Consider the following 21,668-nt stretch of genomic DNA (forward strand, 5'->3'; position numbering starts at 1 on the left):
GGGGTCTCCCCATGCGAGAGTAGGGAACTGCCAGGCATCAAATAAGTGGAAAGCCCTGTACTGACGTACAGGGCTTTTTGCTATGGGAAATTTGGAGAAACAAAAGAAGAGATACCCTAGTTTTGCTTATTTTTCAGCCACTGAAGTACAAATTCTCCTACTTTATCTACCTCATTTATATTCAGAATGCTGATTGCCTGTGAAACCGGTATGAACAGATCATCACTTGCGACAGCAATAACATGCAGATCTATCAGACTCTCCAGCGATTTCCCTGTTTCTTTTCTGTACAGCATTATTTTATCAATTTCTTCATGCTTAAATCCTTCTACTAAAATCATATCCAGATTATTACTGTCGAAACGCGCTGCCAGATATTCAAGATTCGGCTCGTCTTGTTCCGGCGTTTCAGTCATCAGCGCCCACCGGCTGCTGCTGGCAACCATAGTCTGGTCTGCGCCCGCTTTACGTAGCACAAAGCTATCTTTCCCCGGCGTATCCACATCCACATCATGATGGGTGTGTTTAATGAGACCGGTCCGTACGCCACGCTGTCGCAGATAGGGAATGAGCTGTTTCAGCAAGGTTGTTTTTCCGGTTCCGCTATAAGCGACGATCCCAAGCAAAGGCGTTTTTTTATTTATCATCTTGAGAGAGATCTGGGTTGTGGGTTTTCCAGTTAGCCACATCTTCCGGCGTGTTGAGATTGGAAAAGGCGGCAGAATCACTGAACAGCACCGATTTTGCTCCAATACTATGAAGAAAAATCATGAGCTTCCTGTCACCGTTTTTAAGATACGTCGTGAGTGCTGGTATCAGGCTCCTGTTTAACAGGCAAAGTGTTGGATGCTCACGCTCTGTGTCACGAGCATAAGTCGCTTTCTGTCCTGAAAGCCCGGCAGATAACATTTCACTGAGATCGACAGGGAAAGCCGGAACGTCGCAGGGAACAAAGAGTACCCATTCGGTTTTGCTCACCGATAACGCTGCAAGCATACCGGCAAGAGGGCCTGAGAAATCCTGTTTGATATCCGGAACTGTCTGGAAATCCCTTCCGTACCGCTCAGAGTTCAGATTACAGCTGATCAGAATATCTCCGACTTGCGGGCGTAATCTTTGAGCGATATGTTCAAATAAAGGCTGACCATGAATATCAATCAGTCCTTTATCTTCACCCATCCTGCTCGACCGACCGCCGGCTAAAATAACGCCAGTGATGCTACTACGATCCATAATATTTGCCCGTTAAAACCTCATTATTGCAGTTATTGTAACGCCATAATTTGGCCGCGCGCAGGTTAAACTTTTCTGCGGTGAGCTTGTACTTTCCCTGATGAAATAACCCTGTTATTTTTAAGGTCTGAAAACAAGTGGAGAAGGAATATCATGAAAGAGCATCGCGTAAACGAGTTGATCGAACTACTGCACCCGGCATGGAAAGAAGACTGTGATCTGAACCTGATGGAGTTTATTCAGAAACTGGCAACGGAATGTGGTTATCAGGGACAGTTGGGTGAACTGAGCGATGATACCTTGATTTATCACCTTAAAATGCGTGGTACCGACAGCACAGCTGAAATCCCGGGGCTTAAGAAAGACTATGAGGATGACTTTAAAACCGCTCTTTTACGTGCCCGTGGCGTGATTAAAGATTGATGTAAACTTATGTGAACTTCATGCGTGCCGCTAAAAATAGATGATACTATTTCCCATTGTCATTTTTCTGTGCGGCCAATCCGAATGAAGTCATGAACAATTCAGCATTTAATTTTCAGGCATTGTCGCCGGATCTTATCCTTGATGCGTTAGAGAGTGTCGGTCTTATTGCTGAGTCCGGCCTCACTGCATTGAACAGCTACGAGAACCGGGTTTACCAATTTCTTGGTGAAGACCGAAAACGTTACGTCGTGAAATTCTACCGCCCGGAACGCTGGAGCGAAGAGCAAATTTACGAAGAGCATCGTTTCTCGCTTGATATGGCTGATGCTGAAATACCGGCTGTCGCTCCGCTTTCAATCGATAAAGATACCCTCCATCGCCATCAGGGTTACCTGTTCACAGTGTTTCCCAGCGTGGGCGGTCGTCAGTATGAAATCGATAATCTGGACCAGCTGGAATGGGTGGGCCGTTTCCTCGGCCGCATTCATCAGGTTGGTAGTCAGAGCCCGTTCAAAGTTCGTCCGACGATAGGATTGGATGAGTATCTGACGCAGCCGCGCGAAGTTCTCGCGCAATGTTCCCTGATACCCGCCAGCCTGCGCGAACCTTTCTTATCCGCTACTGATAACCTGATCCGTACAACGCGGGAATTCTGGCATACGGACTGGCAGTCGATACGTTTACACGGTGATTGCCATCCGGGAAATATTCTCTGGCGTGATGGTCCGCTGTTTGTCGATATGGATGATGCCCGCACCGGCCCGGCCGTTCAGGATATGTGGATGTTGTTACATGGCGAGCAAAGTGAACAACGAATTCAGTTAGATATCTTGCTGGAAGCTTATGAGGAATTCGCCGATTTTGATTCCAGCGAGCTGGCGTTAATTGAGCCGCTGCGTGCTATGCGCATGGTCTATTATCTGGCCTGGGTCGCGAAGCGCTGGGGTGATCCTGCGTTTCCAAAAAGCTTCCCGTGGATGCAGGACGAAGATTTTTGGCGTGGTCAGATATCCGCTTTCACCGAGCAAATTAAGAAATTACAGGCACCTCCTTTACAGCTGATGCCAATGTACTGAGTCACGATTAATGTTCGAAGTTTAATTAAATGGAGATAGGCTTTATATGAAAAAGATATTCCTGGCACTGGTTGGTATGGTTATGGCCTTCAGTGTATCTGCAGCACAGTTTTCTGATGGTGCACAGTACGTTACTTTAGATAAAACCGTTGCTAATGAACCACAGGTACTCGAGTTCTTCTCATTTTATTGCCCGCACTGCTATCAGTTCGAACAAGTCTGGCATGTATCAGACAGCATCCGTAAGAACCTGCCAAAAGATGTGAAATACACCAAATACCACGTGGAATTCCTGGGGCCTTTGGGTAAACAATTAACTCAGGCATGGGCTGTTGCTATTGCTCTGGGTGTTGAGGATAAAGTCAGCCCGCTGATGTTTGATGCCGTTCAGAAACAACAGTCTGTTCAGAATGCTGATGATATCCGTAAGGTGTTTATTCAGGCCGGTGTGAAAGGCGAAGACTACGATGCTGCGCTTAACAGCTTTGTAGTGAAATCACTGGTTGTTCAACAGGAAAAAGCCGCTGCCGATCTGGGTCTGCAAGGCGTACCTTCTGTATTTGTGAACGGCAAATATATGGTTAAAAATGACGGACTTGATACCAGCTCAATGGACAGTTACGTCAAACAATATTCTGATGTGATTAACTTCTTATCGACCAAAAAATAAGACGTTTTGATCCCAGCGCCAGCCTTAGGGCTGGCGTTCTATTTTTATAAAATTAAAAATCAGAAATGATTACTGACGAAAATATAAATGTCTTCTGCCGGGAATTGTTTTTAATAAATATAACTATCCACAAAAGCTATTAAGTTTCTATTACACGAAAATCCCCCGCCTACTTTCTATAACCTGATGAAACCAGTAGTTAAAATTCTGTAATATTTTCCAGTACATTTCAGATAATAATCCCCTTTGGAAACTATTCACAAACTTATCCACAGGAAGATCCTTCGAGATCCCTCGCAAGTTCGCAATGATTTTTCCTCCTGAGGTTCGTCTTTCCGGCTGGCTATGGCATCCTTAGAGCATGTCTGATCACGAATAAAGAAGAGTTATGGCCCAGATAGCAGAAACCCCCTTAATCCTGGTGGACGGTTCGTCTTACCTCTATCGCGCTTATCATGCGTTCCCGCCGCTGACGAACTCTGCGGGTGAACCGACAGGCGCGATGTACGGTGTGCTTAACATGTTGCGCAGTTTATTGCTGCAATACACACCAAGCCATGTCGCTGTGGTTTTCGACGCGAAAGGCAAAACCTTCCGTGACGAACTTTTTGAACAGTACAAATCCCATCGTCCTCCAATGCCTGATGATCTGCGCTCGCAGATTGAACCTTTGCACCAGATGGTTAAAGCCATGGGCTTGCCCCTGCTGGTGGTTTCCGGCGTAGAAGCTGACGACGTGATCGGTACTCTGGCACTGGAAGCGGAAAAGGCAGGTCATGCGGTTCTCATTAGTACCGGCGATAAAGATATGGCGCAGCTGGTGACGCCGGGCGTGACGCTGATTAACACCATGAATAATGCGATTCTCGGGCCTGAAGAAGTCGTTGAGAAATATGGTGTACCGCCTGAACTGATTATCGATTTCCTGGCTTTGATGGGCGATTCTTCGGATAACATTCCGGGCGTGCCGGGCGTTGGAGAGAAAACAGCGCAAGCTCTGTTACAGGGCATTGGTGGCCTTGATGCGTTGTATGAAGATCTGGATAAAGTATCGACATTAAGCTTCCGGGGTTCAAAAACCATGGCTGCAAAACTGGCGGATAATAAAGAGGTTGCTTACCTCTCTTATCAGCTGGCGACCATTAAAACCGACGTTAAGCTGGATCTGACTTGTGCCGAACTGACGGTTTCTGAGCCTGATGCCGATGAACTCCACAAACTGTTTGGCCGCTATGAATTTAAGCGCTGGCTGGCGGACGTCGAATCCGGTACCTGGCTGAGCGCTAAAAAATCGGCAGGAAAAGCGCCAGCAGCAGCTAAGAAAGCTGCGCAGAATGAAGAAACGACTTCAACATCTGCTGTCGAACCTAACCAGCTTTCGCAAGAGGGCTACGTTACTATTCTGGATCAGGCAACGCTCGATGAGTGGGTCGGTTATCTGAAAGCCGCTGATGTTTTTGCATTCGATACAGAAACCGATGGTCTGGATACGCTCACGGCCAACCTGATTGGTCTGTCTTTCGCGACAGAAGCAGGCAAAGCCGCTTATCTGCCCGTTGCTCATGATTATCTGGACGCGCCGGTACAACTTGATCGCGATGAAGTGCTTAAGCAACTTAAACCGCTGCTGGAAGATGAGAAGCAACTGAAGGTCGGGCAGAACCTGAAATTCGATCGGGGCATCTTATTGCGCTATGACATCGAAATGAAAGGCATTGCCTACGACACGATGCTTGAATCCTACGTTCTCGATAGCGTATCTGGCCGCCATGATATGGACAGCCTTGCAGATCGTTACCTCGGCCATAAAACTGTAGGTTTCGAAGAGATAGCCGGGAAAGGCAAAAATCAGCTGACTTTCAACCAGATCGCTTTGGAGCAAGCCGCGCCGTATGCAGCGGAAGACGCTGATGTTACGCTCCAATTGCATCAGGCGCTTTGGCCACGTATTCAGGAAAGTGAATCACTGAAGAAAGTTTTCACTGAAATTGAAATGCCACTGGTGCCAGTTTTGTCTCATATCGAGCGCACCGGTGTTTTGATTGATCAGAATATTTTGGCCGCTCATTCCAAAGAGCTGGCCATCCGCCTGAACGAGCTGGAAAACAAAGCGCACGAGCTGGCGGAAGAACCTTTCAACCTTTCTTCGACCAAGCAACTCCAGGCTATTTTGTATGAAAAACAGAAATTGCCAATTCTGAAGAAAACGCCAGGCGGGGCTCCATCAACGAATGAAGAAGTTCTGGCTGAGCTGGCACTGGATTATCCACTGCCAAAAGTGATTCTGGAATATCGTGGTCTGGCAAAGCTGAAGTCAACGTATACCGATAAGTTGCCTCTGATGATCAACCCGCAGTCTGGCAGGGTTCATACCTCTTACCATCAGGCGGTAACCGCTACCGGTCGTCTGTCATCCAGCGATCCAAACCTGCAAAACATTCCTGTGCGTAATGACGAAGGGCGTCGTATTCGTCAGGCTTTTATTGCGCCAAAAGATTACATCATTCTGGCTGCCGACTATTCGCAAATTGAACTGCGTATCATGGCGCATTTATCCAAAGATGAAGGTTTACTGAAAGCGTTTGCTGAAGGTAAAGATATCCACCGTGCAACCGCGGCAGAAGTCTTTGGTACGCCACTGGAAAGCGTCACCGGTGAACAACGTCGTAGCGCTAAGGCGATTAACTTTGGTCTGATTTATGGTATGAGCGCTTTTGGATTATCCCGTCAGCTGAACATTCCCCGTAAAGAATCTCAGCGTTATATGGATCTGTATTTTGAGCGCTATCCGGGCGTACTTGAATACATGGAACGTACACGTACTCAGGCTTCTGAGCAGGGTTATGTTGAAACGCTTGATGGCCGCCGTCTGTATCTGCCGGATATAAAATCCAGTAACGCCATGCGTCGTAAAGGCGCCGAGCGTGCCGCAATCAACGCCCCGATGCAGGGAACGGCAGCGGACATTATCAAACGCGCGATGATCTGCGTTGCTGATTGGCTCAAGCAATCCGATGCTCCTCGTGCCCGCATTATCATGCAGGTACACGATGAACTGGTGTTCGAGGTGCATAAGGATGATGTCGATGCAGCAAGTGAGAAAATTCGTAATTTGATGGAGTCGAGCATGGAGCTCGCTGTTCCGCTCAAAGTGGATGTCGGAACGGGTGAAAACTGGGACCAGGCTCACTAAGTGGTCATTTGACTAAGTGGATAGTAATTAAGCTTTTTTTGTAATTAAGCTACAGGATTATGTGCTCAGACCTTGAAGGTGATCGCATAATCCGCGATTTTTGTGTAAGTAAACTACAAAAAGTTCTTTTTCCCCGTCAGGAAATAGGGTAAAGTTTCTCTCGTAGGGTACAGAGGTAAGATGTTCTATCTTTCAGACCTTTTACTTCACGTAATCGGATTTGGCTGAATATTTTAGCCGCCCCAGGCATTTATGTCTGGGGCGTTTTTTATTGTGCTTTTCATGGCGTTGCGAAGGCTACCCTCAAACGCTATCCATAAAAAAGGGCGACCTGCTGGTCACCCTGATGATGTTCTTTACTTACACGTGCCTTTATAATGGCCGGTAACGTTATTCGCCGGACAATTCTTCTTCCAGCACTTCCGGTGGGATCTCGTTGAACCAGTTGTTCAGCTTATCGCTCAGTTTATCCACGCCCATTTTCTTCGGGGAAGAGAACGCTTCAACCTGAATATCGCCCATGAATTCTTTTACCGCTTCACGGACCATCTTGATTTGCGCCTGACGCGCACCGGAAGCCAGTTTGTCGGCCTTGGTCAGCAGCAACATTACCGGCGTACCAACATCCACTGCCCACTGAATCATCTGCTGATCAAGATCTTTAAGCGGATGACGGATATCCATCAGCACAACCAGACCTTTCAGCGAGTTACGCATTTGCAAATATTCGCCCAGTGCGCGCTGCCATTTGCGTTTCATTTCTTCCGGTACTTCTGCATAGCCATAACCCGGCAAGTCGACCAGACGGATGCCGGGTTTGACTTCGAACAGGTTGATCAGCTGAGTACGTCCCGGCGTTTTACTGGTACGTGCGAGACTTTTTTGCTGCGTCAGCGTATTCAGCGCACTGGATTTGCCGGCGTTTGAACGACCAGCAAATGCGACTTCAATGCCTTCGTCAGCTGGCAGGTGCCGGATATCCGGGGCGCTCATGACGAAATGGGTCATATGATAGTTGTAAGTTTGGCTGGTCAAAACGTGCGTCTCCGTGAGGCATGAGTATCTGGCTGGCGATTATAACTGCAACAGAGCCGAGATGTGTTCGTGTTTTTGAAATCCGAATGATGAGGCGAAGGGACCACAGAGATGAAGGCGGGGGAAATTGCCTTCATGATGTAAGACATTTGCTATTCATGATGCGGGTTATTTCGCTTGTTTTATCGCCGTATTTTTTAATTCTTATCGTAATCAACAAGATAAAATTTGAGTGTTTCCGAAACTTCACTGGCGGCTGGCGGGTATCTTGAGCCTTTGCGCCAGTCGGGTAAAGTAATTCTTACGCGATGAAGGCAAGTAGGGAAACACGGATGAGTTCTGCATTCACGGATCACGGGAAATGCATTGCGATTTAAGGACGAACGGGGCCGGAGGCTCTGAAAGGCAAAGGAAAAACCGGGACGTTGACGCTATACAGGGAAAGTGTTTGAGGAATGTCCTTCTGTTGAAGGAAAGAAAAAGGCAGCAAGGTTAACTTGCTGCCTTTTTTCTTTGTTCGCTTTCTGCTAGATTCCGCCGCAAATCTATACTAAATGTACACACCTAAGAGCAGATGCCATGAAACAGCCAGCGAAAGCACCACGCGCCAAAACCGCGACAGCTAAAACGAAGAAGAAAAGTCGTGTAGAGCTTGATATCGAAGCGCGCGAACGCAAGCGTGATAACAAGCGCCGTGGCCATAAAGCAGGCTCACGTGCCAATCCGGATGCGGCTCAGAATCAAAACGGTTCTGGCGCTAAGAAAGCCGATCCGCGCATCGGCAGCAAGAAAGCAGTGCCATTAATCGTTGAGACAGTAACGAACAATGCGGCGAAAGCTAAAAAAGCCGCGCAGCCGAAGCAAGATGCAAAACCAAAAATGACGCCGGAAGAAGAACTGACGTTGCTGGAAAATGATGAGCGGCTGGATTCACTCCTGGACCTTATCGATGATGGCAAAGCACTGAGCGCAGAAGATCAGGCTTACGTTGATCAGACGCTGGATCGTATTGATGTTCTGATGGAAATCCTCGGCATTGAACTCGGCGACGATGAAGATGACGAAGAAGAAGAGAAGAACGAAGACATGATGCAGTTGCTTAAGCGCGGAAATCCAAAAGACGGTTTCTAAGCCGTGCGCTGGGTCATCCCGGCAATAGCCTTACTCTTTGCATGTTATATGCTTTGGTTATTCGGTAAACTACGGCGGTTATCGAAAACCAAAGCACGTTTGCGCAGAGCGACCTTTGTCAGGCAGGCCAAAAGCCTGCCTGTAAGGGAAACCGGCAGCATCCGACGCCGGAAGGAGTAAGTTACCCATGTCAGAACAGACCACCGTCTGGGATTTAGCGCTGATCCAGAAGTACAACTATTCAGGTCCGCGATACACATCCTATCCAACTGCGCTCGAATTCAGCGAAAACTATGATGATGCGGCCTTTAAAAAAGCGGCTGCGCGTTATCCAGAGCGTTCCCTTTCGCTGTATGTGCACATTCCTTTCTGTCATAAGCTCTGCTATTTCTGCGGCTGCAATAAACTGGTGACCCGCCAACAGCATAAAGCCGAAGAATACCTTAACGTCCTAGAGAAAGAGATCAGCCACCGTGCGCCGCTCTTTAAAGGCCGTCAGGTCAACCAGCTGCACTGGGGCGGTGGCACTCCGACTTACCTTAATAAAGCGCAGATAAGCCGCCTGATGGGCCTTCTGCGGGCACACTTTGATATCCTGCCCGATGCAGAAATGTCACTGGAGGTGGATCCGCGCGAAATTGAGCTGGATGTACTCGATCATCTGCGCAGCGAAGGCTTTAATCGTCTCAGTATGGGTGTGCAGGATTTCAACAAAGAAGTGCAGCGTCTGGTGAATCGCGAGCAGGATGAAGACTTCATCTTTGCGCTGATTGAACGCGCACGTGCTCTGGGTTTCAACTCCACCAATATCGACCTGATTTACGGCCTGCCGAAACAAACGGCGGAAAGCTTTGCTTATACGCTGCAACGCGTGGCAGAGCTGAACCCGGATCGTCTTAGCGTGTTCAATTACGCCCACATGCCAAAATTGTTTGCCGCTCAGCGCAAAATCAAAGACGCCGATTTGCCGGGCGCAGAAGAGAAACTGAAGATTCTGCAGGAAACCATCGCCTCACTGACGGCGTCCGGTTACCGCTTTATCGGGATGGATCATTTTGCCCGTCCTGACGACGAACTGGCGATAGCCCAGCGCGAAGGCAAACTGCACCGCAATTTCCAGGGATATACCACGCAGGGCGACAGCGATTTACTGGGAATGGGGGTGTCAGCCATCAGTATGCTGGGCGATACCTATGCACAGAACGAGAAAGACCTTAAAACGTATTACACCAGAGTGGAAGATCAGGGGAATGCCTTATGGCGCGGTCTGGAAATGACCGATGATGACTGCCTGCGCCGCGATGTCATTAAATCGCTGATCTGCCATTTCGAGCTGAATTTCGCGGATATCGAACAACGTTATGGCATCCGCTTTAATGATTATTTTGCCGACGATCTGGCGCTGCTCAAACCGCTGACCGAAGACGGGCTGGTTGAGATGAGTGATACGCATATTCAGGTCACGCCGCGCGGCCGTCTGCTGATCCGCAATATTTGCATGTGTTTTGATATTTACCTGCGCCGCCAGGTTCGCCAGCAGCAATTTTCCCGGGTTATCTGACGCTCGCCGCATAAACAAAAACAGCCGCATTTGCGGCTGTTTTGCTTTCAGGCATCTGCCTTTTATTCCATACCCAGTTCTTTAAGTTTACGGGTCAGGGTATTTCGTCCCCAGCCCAGTAAACGTGCCGCTTCCTGTTTGTGCCCCTGAGTATGGCGCAGCGCCGTAGTCAGCAGCGTACGCTCCATCTCCGGCTGTGCTTCTGACAACAGGTTTTGATGACCGGAACGCAGGGCGCGATCGGCCCATTGTGCCAGCAACGTTGCCCAACTGTCCGGCAGGCTTTGCCCACCCGTCTCTGGCGCTGCCGTTTCAAACAATTCACTCGGTAAATCCTGAATCAGCACTTCCTGACCGGCGGCCATGACAGTTAACCAGCGACAGGTATTTTCCAGCTGGCGCACGTTGCCTTGCCACGGCAGACGGGTGAGCGCGGTTTCTGTTTCCGGATGCAGGTTTTTTGCTTCAACGCCCAGTTCTTTCGCCGCAACTTGCAGGAAATAACGCGCCAGACGCGGGATATCTTCACGACGTTCACGCAGCGGAGGCAGATGGACGCGGATCACGTTCAGACGGTGGAATAAGTCCTCACGGAATTTGCCTTCCTGAACCCGTAACTCCAGATTCTGGTGGGTAGCCGCGATAATCCTGACATCCACTTTTACCGGCGCATAGCCGCCGACCCGATAGAACTGCCCGTCTGCCAGCACGCGCAGAAGACGGGTTTGCACGTCGAGCGGCATATCACCGATTTCATCGAGGAACAGCGTGCCGTTATCGGCCTGCTCAAAACGTCCCTGGCGGATGGTATTCGCCCCGGTAAATGCGCCTTTTTCGTGGCCAAATAATTCGGACTCAATCAGGTCTTTCGGGATTGCTGCCATATTCAGAGCGATAAACGGTGCTTTGGCGCGCGGGCTGTGACGATGCAAAGCATGGGCGACCAGCTCTTTACCGGTTCCGGATTCCCCGTTTATCAGCACGCTGATTGAAGAGCGTGATAAACGGCCGATGATACGGAACACGTCCTGCATGGCTGGCGCTTCACCAATAATATCAGCTGTCGGGCCACTGGCGGGCTGGCTGCGCGCGGGTTGTTGTTGTTCCTGATAATGACTGATCGCACGCTCGACAAGCGCAACGGCTTCGTCGATATCGAACGGTTTTGGCAGATAATCAAACGCACCTTGCTGATAGGCGCTGACCGCGGCATCCAGATCGGAATGCGCTGTCATTATGATGACCGGAAGCATCGGATGGCGCTGTTTAATCTGTTTTAACAGCGCTAAACCGTCCATGCCGGGCATACGGATATCTGATAACAAAACGTCAGGGGTTTGAGTCGCAATGGCATCAAGCACTTCATTGCCGCTGTCAAACGTGGTGCAGGTTAAACCGGCTCCAGTGAGCGCGCGTTCAAGTACCCAGCGGATGGAGCTATCGTCATCGACGATCCAGACTATCCCTCGTTGCATAATAACCTCACTGGCGAATAGGCAGGAAAACCGAGAATTCGGTGTGTCCTGGCCAACTGTTAAATTCAACTTTACCCGAATGCTGATCAATCAAACTGCGCGCGATGGAGAGGCCCAAACCGGTGCCCCCTTCGCGGCCACTGACCATGGGGTAAAAAAGGGTGTCCTGCAAATGCGCCGGTACGCCAGGGCCGTCATCTTCAATATCGATACGGGCCACCAGACGATAACGCACGCCGTGTAACGTAATCTGGAAAGCCGTGCGTGTGCGCAAAGTAATTGTGCCGCCTTCGTCCCCGAGCGCCTGCAATGCGTTGCGGGTGATGTTCAGCAAAATCTGTTCTATCTGATCCGGATCGTGCGCCAGTTCTGGCAGGCTCGGGTCATAGTCTCTGACCAGCTGAACGTTATCCGGTTTTTCCATCGACACCAGCTGGCAAACACGTTCGGCAACCTGATGAATGCTTTGTGTGACGTGCTGGCTTGGGCGTTGTGGCCCCAGCAGGCGATCAACCAGATTACGCAGACGGTCGGCCTGCTCAATAATGACTTTGGTGTATTCCAGCAGAGCCGGATCGGGCAGTGCTCTGGATAATAACTGGGCGGCACCACGCAGCCCGCCAAGCGGGTTTTTGATTTCATGGGCCAGGCCGCGGATCAAATCCCGTGCTGCAACCTGTTGAGCATGCTGCAATTGTTCCTGACTGAGGCGTCGCTGATTATCCATCGGCGCCAGTTCGACCAGAATAAAACCTTCCGGTAGCATCTGCGCAGTCAGTGATAGTACGTGCGCGCGGCCATCGACAACCAGAGTCACTTCGCTGTCTGTAAAGCCCTGTCCGGCTGTCAGACTTTCACGCATTAAGTCGATATTGAGCGAAAAATATCCCACCAGTTCCGGCAAAGGGGTACCAAAGAGTTTGCGGGAACTTTGCGCCAGTAACTGCTGAGCGGCTGGATTGGCGTAATGCACAGCCAATTCGTCGTCCAATAACAGAACGCTGTTGATTAAGGAATTCAGGATCTGCCCAGCATCGGGCAGCTTGCCAGTTGCCATACCGCAGTCTCCCGCACCTGATTGGTGCATTTTATCTCGCTACCCGGCGAAATCACGGGCCAGAGGGGTTAAGCAGGAAAGAGTGTGGAGAAAAAAGCCCATCCGGAGATGGGCTGAAAGTTTCCACGGCAACAAATAAAATCGTCTTACTTAATTTTGACGCTAAAGGCTTTGTTACAACCAGGCCATCAGTCGGGTATTACGCTCAGCGCCAGATCAACAGCTGGCGCTGAGTTCAGGGTTTAATCAGAAATTAAACGCTGTAGTACAGTTCGAACTCAACAGGGTGCGGAGTCATACGCACACGATCCATTTCTTCTTTACGCAGACCGATGTAAGCATCGATAGCGTCATCAGTGAACACGCCGCCACGGGTCAGGAACTCGCGGTCTTCGTTCAGTGCGTTCAGAGCTTCTTCCAGTGAACCTGCAACTTTTGGAATTTCTGCTTCTTCTTCCGGTGGCAGGTCATACAGGTTTTTATCCATCGCGTCGCCAGGGTGGATCTTGTTGATGATACCGTCCAGGCCGGCCATCATCAGTGCAGCAAACGCCAGGTATGGGTTAGCCGCTGGATCAGGGAAGCGTGCTTCGATACGCATGGCTTTAGGGCTGGATACGTGTGGAATACGGATAGAGGCAGAACGGTTACGCGCAGAATACGCCAGCATCACGGGTGCTTCGTAGCCCGGAACCAAACGCTTGTAGGAGTTGGTTGTCGGGTTAGCGTAGGCATTGATTGCTTTAGCGTGCTTGATGATACCGCCGATGTAGAACAGTGCCATTTCAGACAGGCCGCCGTATTTGTCGCCAGCGAACAGGTTGTTACCGTTCTTGGACAGAGACATGTGGCAGTGCATACCGGAACCGTTATCGCCAAACATTGGTTTTGGCATGAAGGTCGCAGTTTTTCCAAATGCGTGAGCCACGTTGTGAACCACGTATTTGTAGATTTGGATTTCGTCAGCTTTTTTGGTCAGCGTGTTGAAGCGGGTTGCCACTTCGTTCTGGCCAGCAGTTGCTACTTCGTGGTGGTGAGCTTCAACAACCAGACCCATTTCTTCCATGGTCAGACACATGGTTGAACGCAGATCCTGGGAGGAGTCGACCGGAGGAACCGGGAAGTAACCGCCTTTCACAGCAGGACGGTGACCTTTGTTGCCACCTTCGTATTTGGTGCTTGAGTTCCATGCGCCTTCGATATCATCGATAGCAACGTGGGAACCGGAGATGCTGCTGCCGAAGCGCACATCATCAAACAGGAAGAACTCTGGCTCTGGCCCGAACAGAACGGTGTCCGCGATACCAGAAGAGCGCAGGAAATCTTCTGCACGTTTTGCAGTAGAACGAGGGTCGCGGTCATAACCTTGCAGCGTAGTTGGCTCAAGGATGTCGCAACGAATGATCAGCGTGGTTTCTTCGTAGAACGGGTCAAGAACAGCAGTGCTCGCATCTGGCATCAAAACCATGTCAGATTCGTTAATGCCTTTCCAGCCACCGATTGAAGAGCCATCAAACATTTTGCCTTCTTCGAAGAAGTCAGCGCTAACCTGGTGTGCAGGAATGGTGACGTGCTGTTCTTTGCCTTTGGTATCTGTGAAACGTAAATCTACGAATTTCACTTCATGCTCATTCAGCATCGTCAAAACGTGTTCAGCGGACATACTAGTTCTCCCGAATTTCTCATTATCGTCGTGGAACGAATAACCATTTTTGGTCTTTAGTTGGAAATAACAGCTTTACTTGAACTGGCGTGTGGCCTAAACAGCACTATTATTTGTCTGGTCAGACTCTTTCACCCAGTAAAAACTTTTTACCCTAAAAAATTTTTACTCTAAAAACTATTAGCGAAAAGTGTGCCAACTTTGAGAAAATGCAAACAACGCCATTTTACAGGGCTTTTGCACTCGATAAGTATGCACCATAACGGAATTTCTGCACTACAATGGTGCTAATCGTGAGATGCAAGGCACCAAAAAGGTGCGTCATAATGGTTCAGGGGTTCTTTTGCACCGTGAAAGGGATCACAAAGTAGCCATCCACAAGTTGTTTCAACAAGATCCTTGTGATCTTGTTTAGAACCTCGCTTAATACGTGTACAATAGCGCGCTATTTCTAATGCCTGAGGCAAAGCTGTGATCGAAAATTTGCGTAACATCGCCATTATTGCCCACGTTGACCATGGTAAAACCACCCTGGTCGACAAGCTGCTGCAACAATCCGGTACTTTCGGAGAACGTGTAGAAGCTACCGAACGCGTAATGGACTCCAACGATTTGGAGAAAGAGCGTGGGATTACCATCCTCGCAAAAAACACCGCCATTAATTGGAAAGACTACCGCATCAACATCGTGGATACCCCAGGACACGCCGACTTCGGCGGTGAGGTAGAGCGTGTGATGTCAATGGTCGACTCGGTGCTGCTGGTTGTGGATGCAATGGATGGCCCAATGCCGCAAACCCGTTTCGTGACCAAAAAAGCATTCGCTAATGGTCTGAAGCCGATCGTGGTAATCAACAAAGTTGACCGCCCTGGCGCGCGTCCTGACTGGGTTGTTGATCAGGTCTTTGACCTGTTCGTAAACCTGGACGCAACTGACGAACAACTCGATTTCCCAATCATCTATGCATCTGCACTGATGGGTATCGCGGGTAACGACCATAACGATATGGCCGAAGACATGACCCCGCTGTACCAGGCGATTGTTGACCACGTATCTCCGCCACAAGTTGAGATGGAAGCACCTTTCCAGATGCAAATCTCTCAGCTGGACTACAACAACTATGTTGGCGTCATCGGCATCGGTCGTATCAAACGCGGTACTGTTAAACCTAACCAGCAGATCACTGTGATCGACAGCGAAGGTAAAACCCGTAACGGTAAAGTCGGTAAAGTTCTGACCCACATGGGTCTTGAGCGTATCGAAGCGACCGTTGCTGAAGCTGGCGATATCATCGCGATCACCGGTTTGGGTGAGCTGAACATTTCCGACACTATCTGTGACCCGGCAAATGTTGAAGCTCTGCCAGCGCTGAGCGTTGATGAACCAACCGTTACCATGTACTTCTGCGTTAACACCTCTCCGTTCTGTGGTAAAGAAGGTAAGTATGTGACTTCACGTCAGATCCTTGACCGTCTGAACAAAGAACTGGTGCACAACGTAGCATTGCGTGTTGAAGAAACTGAAGATGCTGATGCATTCCGCGTTTCAGGCCGTGGTGAACTTCACCTGTCGGTTCTGATCGAAAACATGCGTCGTGAAGGTTTCGAGCTGGCGGTTTCCCGTCCTAAAGTAATCAACCGTAAAATCGATGGCCGCATGCAAGAGCCATTCGAGAACGTGACACTGGATATCGAAGAGCAACACCAGGGTTCTGTCATGCAGGCCATGGGTGAGCGTAAAGGCGATGTCAAAGACATGATCCCAGACGGCAAAGGTCGTATCCGTCTTGATTACCTGATCCCAGCACGTGGCCTGATCGGCTTCCGTACTGAATTCATGACCATGACTTCAGGTACCGGTCTGCTGTACTCCACGTTCAGCCACTACGACGACGTCCGTCAGGGCGAAATCGGTCAGCGTCAGAATGGCGTTCTGATTTCCAACGGTCAGGGTAAAGCAGTTGCATTCGCACTGTTCAGCCTGCAAGACCGCGGTAAATTGTTCCTGGGCCACGGCGCAGAAGTGTATGAAGGCCAGATCATCGGTATTCACTCACGTTCTAACGACCTGACCGTGAACTGCCTGACCGGTAAGAAACTGACCAACATGCGTGCGTCCGGTACTGACGAAGCAACGACTCTGGTTCCTGCTATCAAAATGTCTCTGGAGCAAGCTCTGGAATTCATCGATGATGACGAACTGGTCGAAGTGACTCCTCAGTCTGTGCGTATCCGTAAACGTCACCTGACCGAGAACGACCGTAAACGTGCAATGCGTGGTCCAAAAGAAGGTTAATCTTCTTTTACGCATACCGTTACACAGAAACAGGGTGCCTTTGGGTACCCTGTTTTTTTTGTGTTTTTTTTCCAAACCTGCGCTTAACCCCACGCATCTGTCACTGTTCACCTGTACGTTTTACCGCTAAAGTTAAAAGTCATCTTTGAAATCAGGAGCATGCAATGCTGTACATTTTTGATATGGGAAACGTCATTATTGATATTGATTTCAAACGTGTTCTTGGCGTGTGGAGCCATCTGAGCGGTACGCCATTGGCTACGCTGATGGAGCGATTCTCGATGGGCGAGGTATTCCAGAAGCACGAGCGTGGCGAAATCAGCGATGAACAGTTTGCCGCCGACTTATGTCATGAAATGGGCATTGCGCTCAGTTTCGAGCAGTTCAGTGCGGGCTGGCAAGCCATATTTGTCGGGTTGAGGCCTGAGGTGATCACGGTATTCAAGAAACTGCGCGAAGAAGGCCATCGCGTTGTCGTGCTGTCGAATACTAACCGCTTACATCTGGATTTCTGGCCTCAGCATTACCCGGAAATTGAAGCCAATACCGATACGATGTATCTTTCGCAAAATCTGGGCATGCGTAAACCTGAACCGGAAATTTTCCAGCATGTACTTGAGAAAGAAGGATTTTCTGCCAGTCAGGCAGTGTTCTTTGATGATGTTGCTGAGAATATAGAAGCCGCCCGTGCGGCAGGCATTGAGGCTGTGTGGGTGGAAGATAACCAGACAGTACCGAAATACTTTTCCTGAAGGATGTAAGGATGCACAAAAGGGCATTGAGGCACTACCCAAAATCATTATGGAAATTCACAGTCCTGCTCTTAAAGCGTTCAGATAAAGATGGCCTGACGCTTCTCGCGGGCCATTTAGCCTATGTCTCTTTGCTTTCACTGGTTCCGCTGATCGCCGTGGTATTTTCGCTGTTTGCATTATTCCCGGTTTTTTCGGAAATCAGTGCGCAACTGAAAACCTTCATCTTTTCTAACTTCATGCCGGCAACGGGCAATACCATCCAGCGCTATCTTGAACAGTTTGTGGCCAACTCCAGTAAAATGACCGCGGTGGGCACTTGTGGATTAATCGTCACTGCGTTGCTTCTGATAGCTTCTGTAGACAGCGTGCTGAATAAAATCTGGGACAGCAAAACCAAGCGCCCGATTGTGTTCTCCTTTGCAGTGTACTGGATGGTATTAACGCTCGGCCCGATTCTGCTGGTAGCCAGCGTTGCGGTCAGTTCTTATCTGCTTTCGCTGAACTGGCTTAACCTGAGTGGCGTGCATTCCCTTATCGATCATGCGCTGCGGATCCTGCCTTTGCTGATTTCCTGGGTGACGTTCTGGCTCTTATATCAGGTCGTGCCCACGGTCAGGGTGCCGGCCAAAGATGCGCTGGTAGGCGCCCTGGTTTCCGGTGCCTTATTTGAACTGAGTAAAAAAATCTTCACTCTGTATATTCAGCTTTTCCCATCGTATCAGTTGATTTACGGTGTACTGGCGGTGATTCCAATTTTATTTCTTTGGGTCTATGTCAGCTGGTGTATCGTGCTTCTTGGCGCGGAAATCACCGTTACGCTTGGCGAGTTTCGTTCCCTGAGAAAATTGCAGTCTGCTCAGCAAGTAGCAGCAGAAAAATCAGTCTGAAGGATTTGTATGATTGCGTTAATTCAGCGGGTATTGAATGCCAGCGTGACCATCGACGGAAGCGTCTGTGGTGAAATCGGGCCAGGGTTGCTGGTTTTGCTGGGGGTTGAGCGGGGCGATGACGAACAAAAAGCCAAACGTCTTTGTGAACGGGTGATCGGGTACCGGATATTCGGTGACGAGAATGACAAAATGAACCTGAACGTCCAGCAGGCTGGTGGCAGTTTGCTGGTGGTTTCGCAGTTTACGCTGGCGGCGGACACTCAAAAAGGCATGCGTCCGGGGTTCTCACAGGGCGCAGAGCCGCAGGAAGCCGACCGGTTGTATCAGTATTTTTGCGGGCAATGCCGTGAGAAAGGTATTGCTACCGAAACGGGCCGTTTCGCCGCGGATATGAAAGTGGCACTGGTGAATGACGGGCCGGTGACCTTCTGGCTACAAGTCTGATCGATAAGGCATAATGCCGGAGAGAAAGCATCTATGTATCACCTGAGAGTACCGACGACCGAAAAAGAGCTGGCCGCCTATTACCGATTCCGCTGGGAAATGCTGCGCAAGCCGTTGCATCAACCGGAAGGTTCAGAACGTGATGCCTACGATTCGATTGCGCATCACCAGATGGTTGTGGATGAAAACGGCGATCCGGTTGCGGTCGGTCGTTTATATATTAATGCCGATAACGAGGCTTCAATCCGTTTTCTGGCCGTTGATCCGAATGTACAGGACAAAGGACTGGGGACGCTGGTGGCGATGACGCTGGAGTCTGTCGCCCGGCAGGAAGGCGTGAAGCGTGTGGTGTGTAGCGCGCGTGAAGATGCCGTGGAATTCTTCGCCAAGCTGGGTTTTGTGAATCAGGGCGAAATCACCACGCCACAAACGACACCGGTTCGCCATTTCCTGATGATTAAACCCATTGAAACGCTGGACGATATTTTACACCGCCCAGACTGGTGCGGTCAGTTGCAGCAGGCCTGGTACGATCACATCCCGTTGAGTGAAAAAATGGGTGTGCGTATCAGCCAGTACACCGGCCAGAGATTCGTAACCACGATGCCGGAAACGGGCAATCAGAATCCTCATCACACCTTGTTTGCGGGTAGCTTATTCTCGCTGGCCACACTGACCGGCTGGGGACTCATCTGGTTATTGCTGCGTGAGCGCCATCTGGGCGGCACTATCGTGCTGGCCGATGCGCATATCCGTTACAGCACGCCGGTGACCGGCAGACCGCGTGCCATCGCCGATTTGGGCTCTGTCCGGGGCGACCTTGACCGGCTGGCCCGCGGACGCAAAGCGCGCGTGCAGCTTGAAGTTAATTTATACGGCGACGAGACTGACGGCGCCGTGTTTGAAGGCACTTATCTTGTTCTTCCCGCCGCTCCCGGCGCGCCGCTGGAACCTGAAATCAACTGATTCGCTTTCCGTAAAAACAAAAAGGCACCGTGCAAACGGTGCCTTTTTACGTTCAGATGCGGAATTGATTATTCCGGCGCAGCGCCTGAAACCAGCCCGTTAACCATTTGCTGATTCAAAGTCTGTCCGTTGCTGCCGGTAACCTGCAAAGTGCCTCTGAGTGTCGGTTTGAAATCGACATTGGCGGGCATTTGACCTTGCAAATTGAGCTGCATATTGGCATTACCGTCCAGCGCCAGGTGCGGCCATCCCCAGTTTTCCAGCTCATTTGCCGGCACCGCACGTCCTGTCATTTTCACGGAGAAATGGCGCTGTGGTTGCTGATCTACCGTTGCCGTCGCTTCCAGTAATCCTTCTTTGGTGAAGGCGCTCAGCTCGGAAATATTCACCTGACTGTCGTTCGCATCCAGCGTTATGGAAGGGCGGCGAACATCATTACGGTTGAACGTCGCTTCACTGGCGTTGAGATTCAGCTTCCCGCCCCAGACTCCCCACTGATGGTCGCGCGCCAGCAACAAATTACTGCCCAAACCATCAAGCGCTGTGATTTGGAACGGGAATTGCGGGTTGATATCGATAATCAGGTTACGGTTAGCGATGAACCGGCTGACAGAAATTTCGGCCAGCGGAGCCGGCAACGCCTGAAGCCAGAGTTGTTTCCAGTTCTGAGGCAGCGTGTATTCCAGCCCGGCAACGGAAAGCTCATCCAGCTGCAGACGTTTGTTCGCACGCAGCCAGTTACCGGTCGTTCTCAGCAAGCTACGCTCCCAGCGTGCGGTGGCCTGTTTGATGGAAATTCCCTGCGGGGAAAGGTCGAGGCTGATGATTGGATCCTGAATATGCAGATTACCGTCAATCATGTCCGTCGCGTTCAGCGTGATTTCGCCGTCATCGCTTTGCCAGTCGCCTTTCTCCAGCGTCAGGTCTTGCACGGAAAGGTCGACATCACTGAAAGCCCAGTCAGTGCCTTGCAGCCGGGCGTCGATCAGATCCAGGCGCTGAATCGTCACTTTCGGCAATGTCTGGAAATCATCAAAGAATGCAGAAAGCGATTTTGACGTTTGCAGGCGGACATTGCTCAGACGCAGATTCTCGATATTCCAGCTGCCGTCGGCGTCCTGCGTCGCTTTACCGGTCAGCTGACCGCGCGCCAGATCGCCACCAAAATTACTCAGTGTCAGATTCTTGTTGTTGATATTGCCCTGAATCAGCACGTTTTCAGCCGGAAGCCCGTTTACGGTCAGGCTCAATGCGCTCAGCTGGAAATCGGCTTTATCACCCAAAAGCTGATTCGGTTTCGGTTGCCACGGCGAAATACCGGCATTAATTTGCTGCCCCTGAATATCGAGGCCTGCGGTATTGCCGGTCAGTGCCATCTTGCTCAGTTGCAGCGTATTGGCCTGTAAGGGCAGCTTGATGGCTGAAGGGCTCACGTTCAGGCGGCCATTGGCCAGAACAACGTGATCGAAAAAGTAAGGGTCAGTAATCTGACGCCAGCTCAAATCGAGATCCACTTCTCCGGCGTTCAGAATTTCAGGCTGATTTTTTTGCCCGAAGATGACATTCGTCAGCGTGATGCGGCCAGGCATTGACCAGTTGTGATCCAGCTTTTCTACCGAGAGCCGGTACTCGCTGTTGTCGCTTATCCAGCGGCTGACCCAGCCGGCAGCCCAGCGGGTTTGTAATAGGACGTACACCAGTACGATCGCCAGCACCAGAAGTAAGGCGAACGTCAGCAAAATTTTACCGATAAATCTCATCGTCTGGAGCCCTGTAACGGGAAAAAGGAAAAAAGATT

At 50.1% G+C, this 21,668-nt stretch carries 18 protein-coding genes; 11 read left to right on the forward strand and 7 right to left on the reverse strand.

The window, feature by feature from the left end; all coding sequences use genetic code 11:
* Positions 1-116 precede the first annotated feature (116 nt).
* Positions 117-647, reverse strand: coding sequence for a molybdopterin-guanine dinucleotide biosynthesis protein MobB (gene mobB / locus M2403_RS23840; RefSeq protein WP_152324932.1), 531 nt, complete (start codon positions 645-647; stop codon positions 117-119).
* Positions 637-1,233 carry a molybdenum cofactor guanylyltransferase MobA gene (gene mobA / locus M2403_RS23845; protein WP_259231169.1) on the reverse strand — a complete coding sequence of 199 codons (597 nt, stop codon included), beginning with the start codon at positions 1,231-1,233 and terminating at the stop codon, positions 637-639. Before mobA ends, mobB begins: the two co-directional genes overlap by 11 nt.
* A 153-nt stretch (positions 1,234-1,386) precedes the next feature.
* Here mobA and M2403_RS23850 point away from each other — a divergent pair, with 153 nt between their 5' ends.
* From M2403_RS23850 to polA, 4 genes are all read left to right on the forward strand, one after another.
* Complete coding sequence (locus tag M2403_RS23850) at positions 1,387-1,656, forward strand: YihD family protein (RefSeq protein ID WP_152324935.1); 270 nt, start codon at positions 1,387-1,389, stop codon at positions 1,654-1,656.
* Positions 1,657-1,748: 92 nt separating this feature from the next.
* Positions 1,749-2,735, forward strand: a complete 987-nt coding sequence (locus M2403_RS23855) for a serine/threonine protein kinase (RefSeq protein WP_259231170.1) — start codon at positions 1,749-1,751, stop codon at positions 2,733-2,735.
* A gap of 46 nt (positions 2,736-2,781) precedes the next feature.
* Positions 2,782-3,405, forward strand: coding sequence for a thiol:disulfide interchange protein DsbA (gene dsbA / locus M2403_RS23860; RefSeq protein WP_101079959.1), 624 nt, complete (start codon positions 2,782-2,784; stop codon positions 3,403-3,405).
* A 388-nt stretch (positions 3,406-3,793) separates the two neighbouring features.
* Positions 3,794-6,598, forward strand: a complete 2,805-nt coding sequence (gene polA, locus M2403_RS23865) for a DNA polymerase I (RefSeq protein WP_259231171.1) — start codon at positions 3,794-3,796, stop codon at positions 6,596-6,598.
* Positions 6,599-6,988: 390 nt separating this feature from the next.
* Here the strand turns inward: polA and yihA are convergent, their stop codons facing one another.
* The gene (gene yihA, locus M2403_RS23870) at positions 6,989-7,633 is read right to left on the reverse strand and encodes a ribosome biogenesis GTP-binding protein YihA/YsxC (protein ID WP_152324939.1); all 645 of its coding nucleotides are present in this window, start codon (positions 7,631-7,633) and stop codon (positions 6,989-6,991) included.
* 579 nt (positions 7,634-8,212) lie between these two features.
* Between yihA and yihI the strand changes: the two genes are divergently transcribed.
* Both yihI and hemN read left to right on the forward strand, forming a co-directional pair.
* On the forward strand, positions 8,213-8,764 hold the full coding sequence (gene yihI, locus M2403_RS23875) for a Der GTPase-activating protein YihI (RefSeq protein WP_152324940.1): 552 nt from the start codon (positions 8,213-8,215) through the stop codon (positions 8,762-8,764).
* A 187-nt stretch (positions 8,765-8,951) separates the two neighbouring features.
* A complete protein-coding gene (hemN, locus tag M2403_RS23880; RefSeq protein WP_259231172.1) occupies positions 8,952-10,325 on the forward strand; it encodes an oxygen-independent coproporphyrinogen III oxidase in 1,374 nt (457 codons plus the stop codon).
* A gap of 62 nt (positions 10,326-10,387) precedes the next feature.
* Here the strand turns inward: hemN and glnG are convergent, their stop codons facing one another.
* The 3 genes from glnG to glnA form a co-directional block, all read right to left on the reverse strand.
* Positions 10,388-11,800: a nitrogen regulation protein NR(I) gene (glnG, locus tag M2403_RS23885; protein ID WP_152324944.1), complete on the reverse strand. Its 1,413-nt coding sequence runs from the start codon at positions 11,798-11,800 to the stop codon at positions 10,388-10,390.
* Positions 11,801-11,807: 7 nt separating this feature from the next.
* Positions 11,808-12,857 (reverse strand): nitrogen regulation protein NR(II), encoded by a 1,050-nt coding sequence (gene glnL, locus M2403_RS23890; RefSeq protein ID WP_152324945.1) that lies wholly within the window; start codon positions 12,855-12,857, stop codon positions 11,808-11,810.
* 253 nt (positions 12,858-13,110) lie between these two features.
* Positions 13,111-14,520, reverse strand: a complete 1,410-nt coding sequence (glnA, locus tag M2403_RS23895) for a glutamate--ammonia ligase (RefSeq protein WP_152324947.1) — start codon at positions 14,518-14,520, stop codon at positions 13,111-13,113.
* A gap of 471 nt (positions 14,521-14,991) precedes the next feature.
* Here glnA and typA point away from each other — a divergent pair, with 471 nt between their 5' ends.
* The 5 genes from typA (at position 14,992) to fabY (ending at position 19,870) form a co-directional block, all read left to right on the forward strand.
* Positions 14,992-16,815 (forward strand): ribosome-dependent GTPase TypA, encoded by a 1,824-nt coding sequence (gene typA / locus M2403_RS23900; RefSeq protein WP_152324949.1) that lies wholly within the window; start codon positions 14,992-14,994, stop codon positions 16,813-16,815.
* 164 nt (positions 16,816-16,979) lie between these two features.
* Positions 16,980-17,567: a glucose-1-phosphatase gene (gene yihX, locus M2403_RS23905; RefSeq protein WP_259231173.1), complete on the forward strand. Its 588-nt coding sequence runs from the start codon at positions 16,980-16,982 to the stop codon at positions 17,565-17,567.
* Positions 17,568-17,578: 11 nt separating this feature from the next.
* Complete coding sequence (locus tag M2403_RS23910; RefSeq protein ID WP_152324951.1) at positions 17,579-18,457, forward strand: virulence factor BrkB family protein; 879 nt, start codon at positions 17,579-17,581, stop codon at positions 18,455-18,457.
* Positions 18,458-18,466: 9 nt separating this feature from the next.
* On the forward strand, positions 18,467-18,904 hold the full coding sequence (dtd, locus tag M2403_RS23915; protein ID WP_152324953.1) for a D-aminoacyl-tRNA deacylase: 438 nt from the start codon (positions 18,467-18,469) through the stop codon (positions 18,902-18,904).
* Between the two features lie 33 nt (positions 18,905-18,937).
* A complete protein-coding gene (gene fabY / locus M2403_RS23920) occupies positions 18,938-19,870 on the forward strand; it encodes a fatty acid biosynthesis protein FabY (RefSeq protein ID WP_152324954.1) in 933 nt (310 codons plus the stop codon).
* A 68-nt stretch (positions 19,871-19,938) separates the two neighbouring features.
* Here the strand turns inward: fabY and M2403_RS23925 are convergent, their stop codons facing one another.
* Positions 19,939-21,630: an AsmA family protein gene (locus M2403_RS23925; protein ID WP_165061988.1), complete on the reverse strand. Its 1,692-nt coding sequence runs from the start codon at positions 21,628-21,630 to the stop codon at positions 19,939-19,941.
* Between the last annotated feature and the right edge of the window lie 38 nt (positions 21,631-21,668).

Source organism: Rahnella sp. BIGb0603 (genome assembly GCF_024808755.1).
Lineage (GTDB): Bacteria > Pseudomonadota > Gammaproteobacteria > Enterobacterales > Enterobacteriaceae > Rahnella > Rahnella contaminans.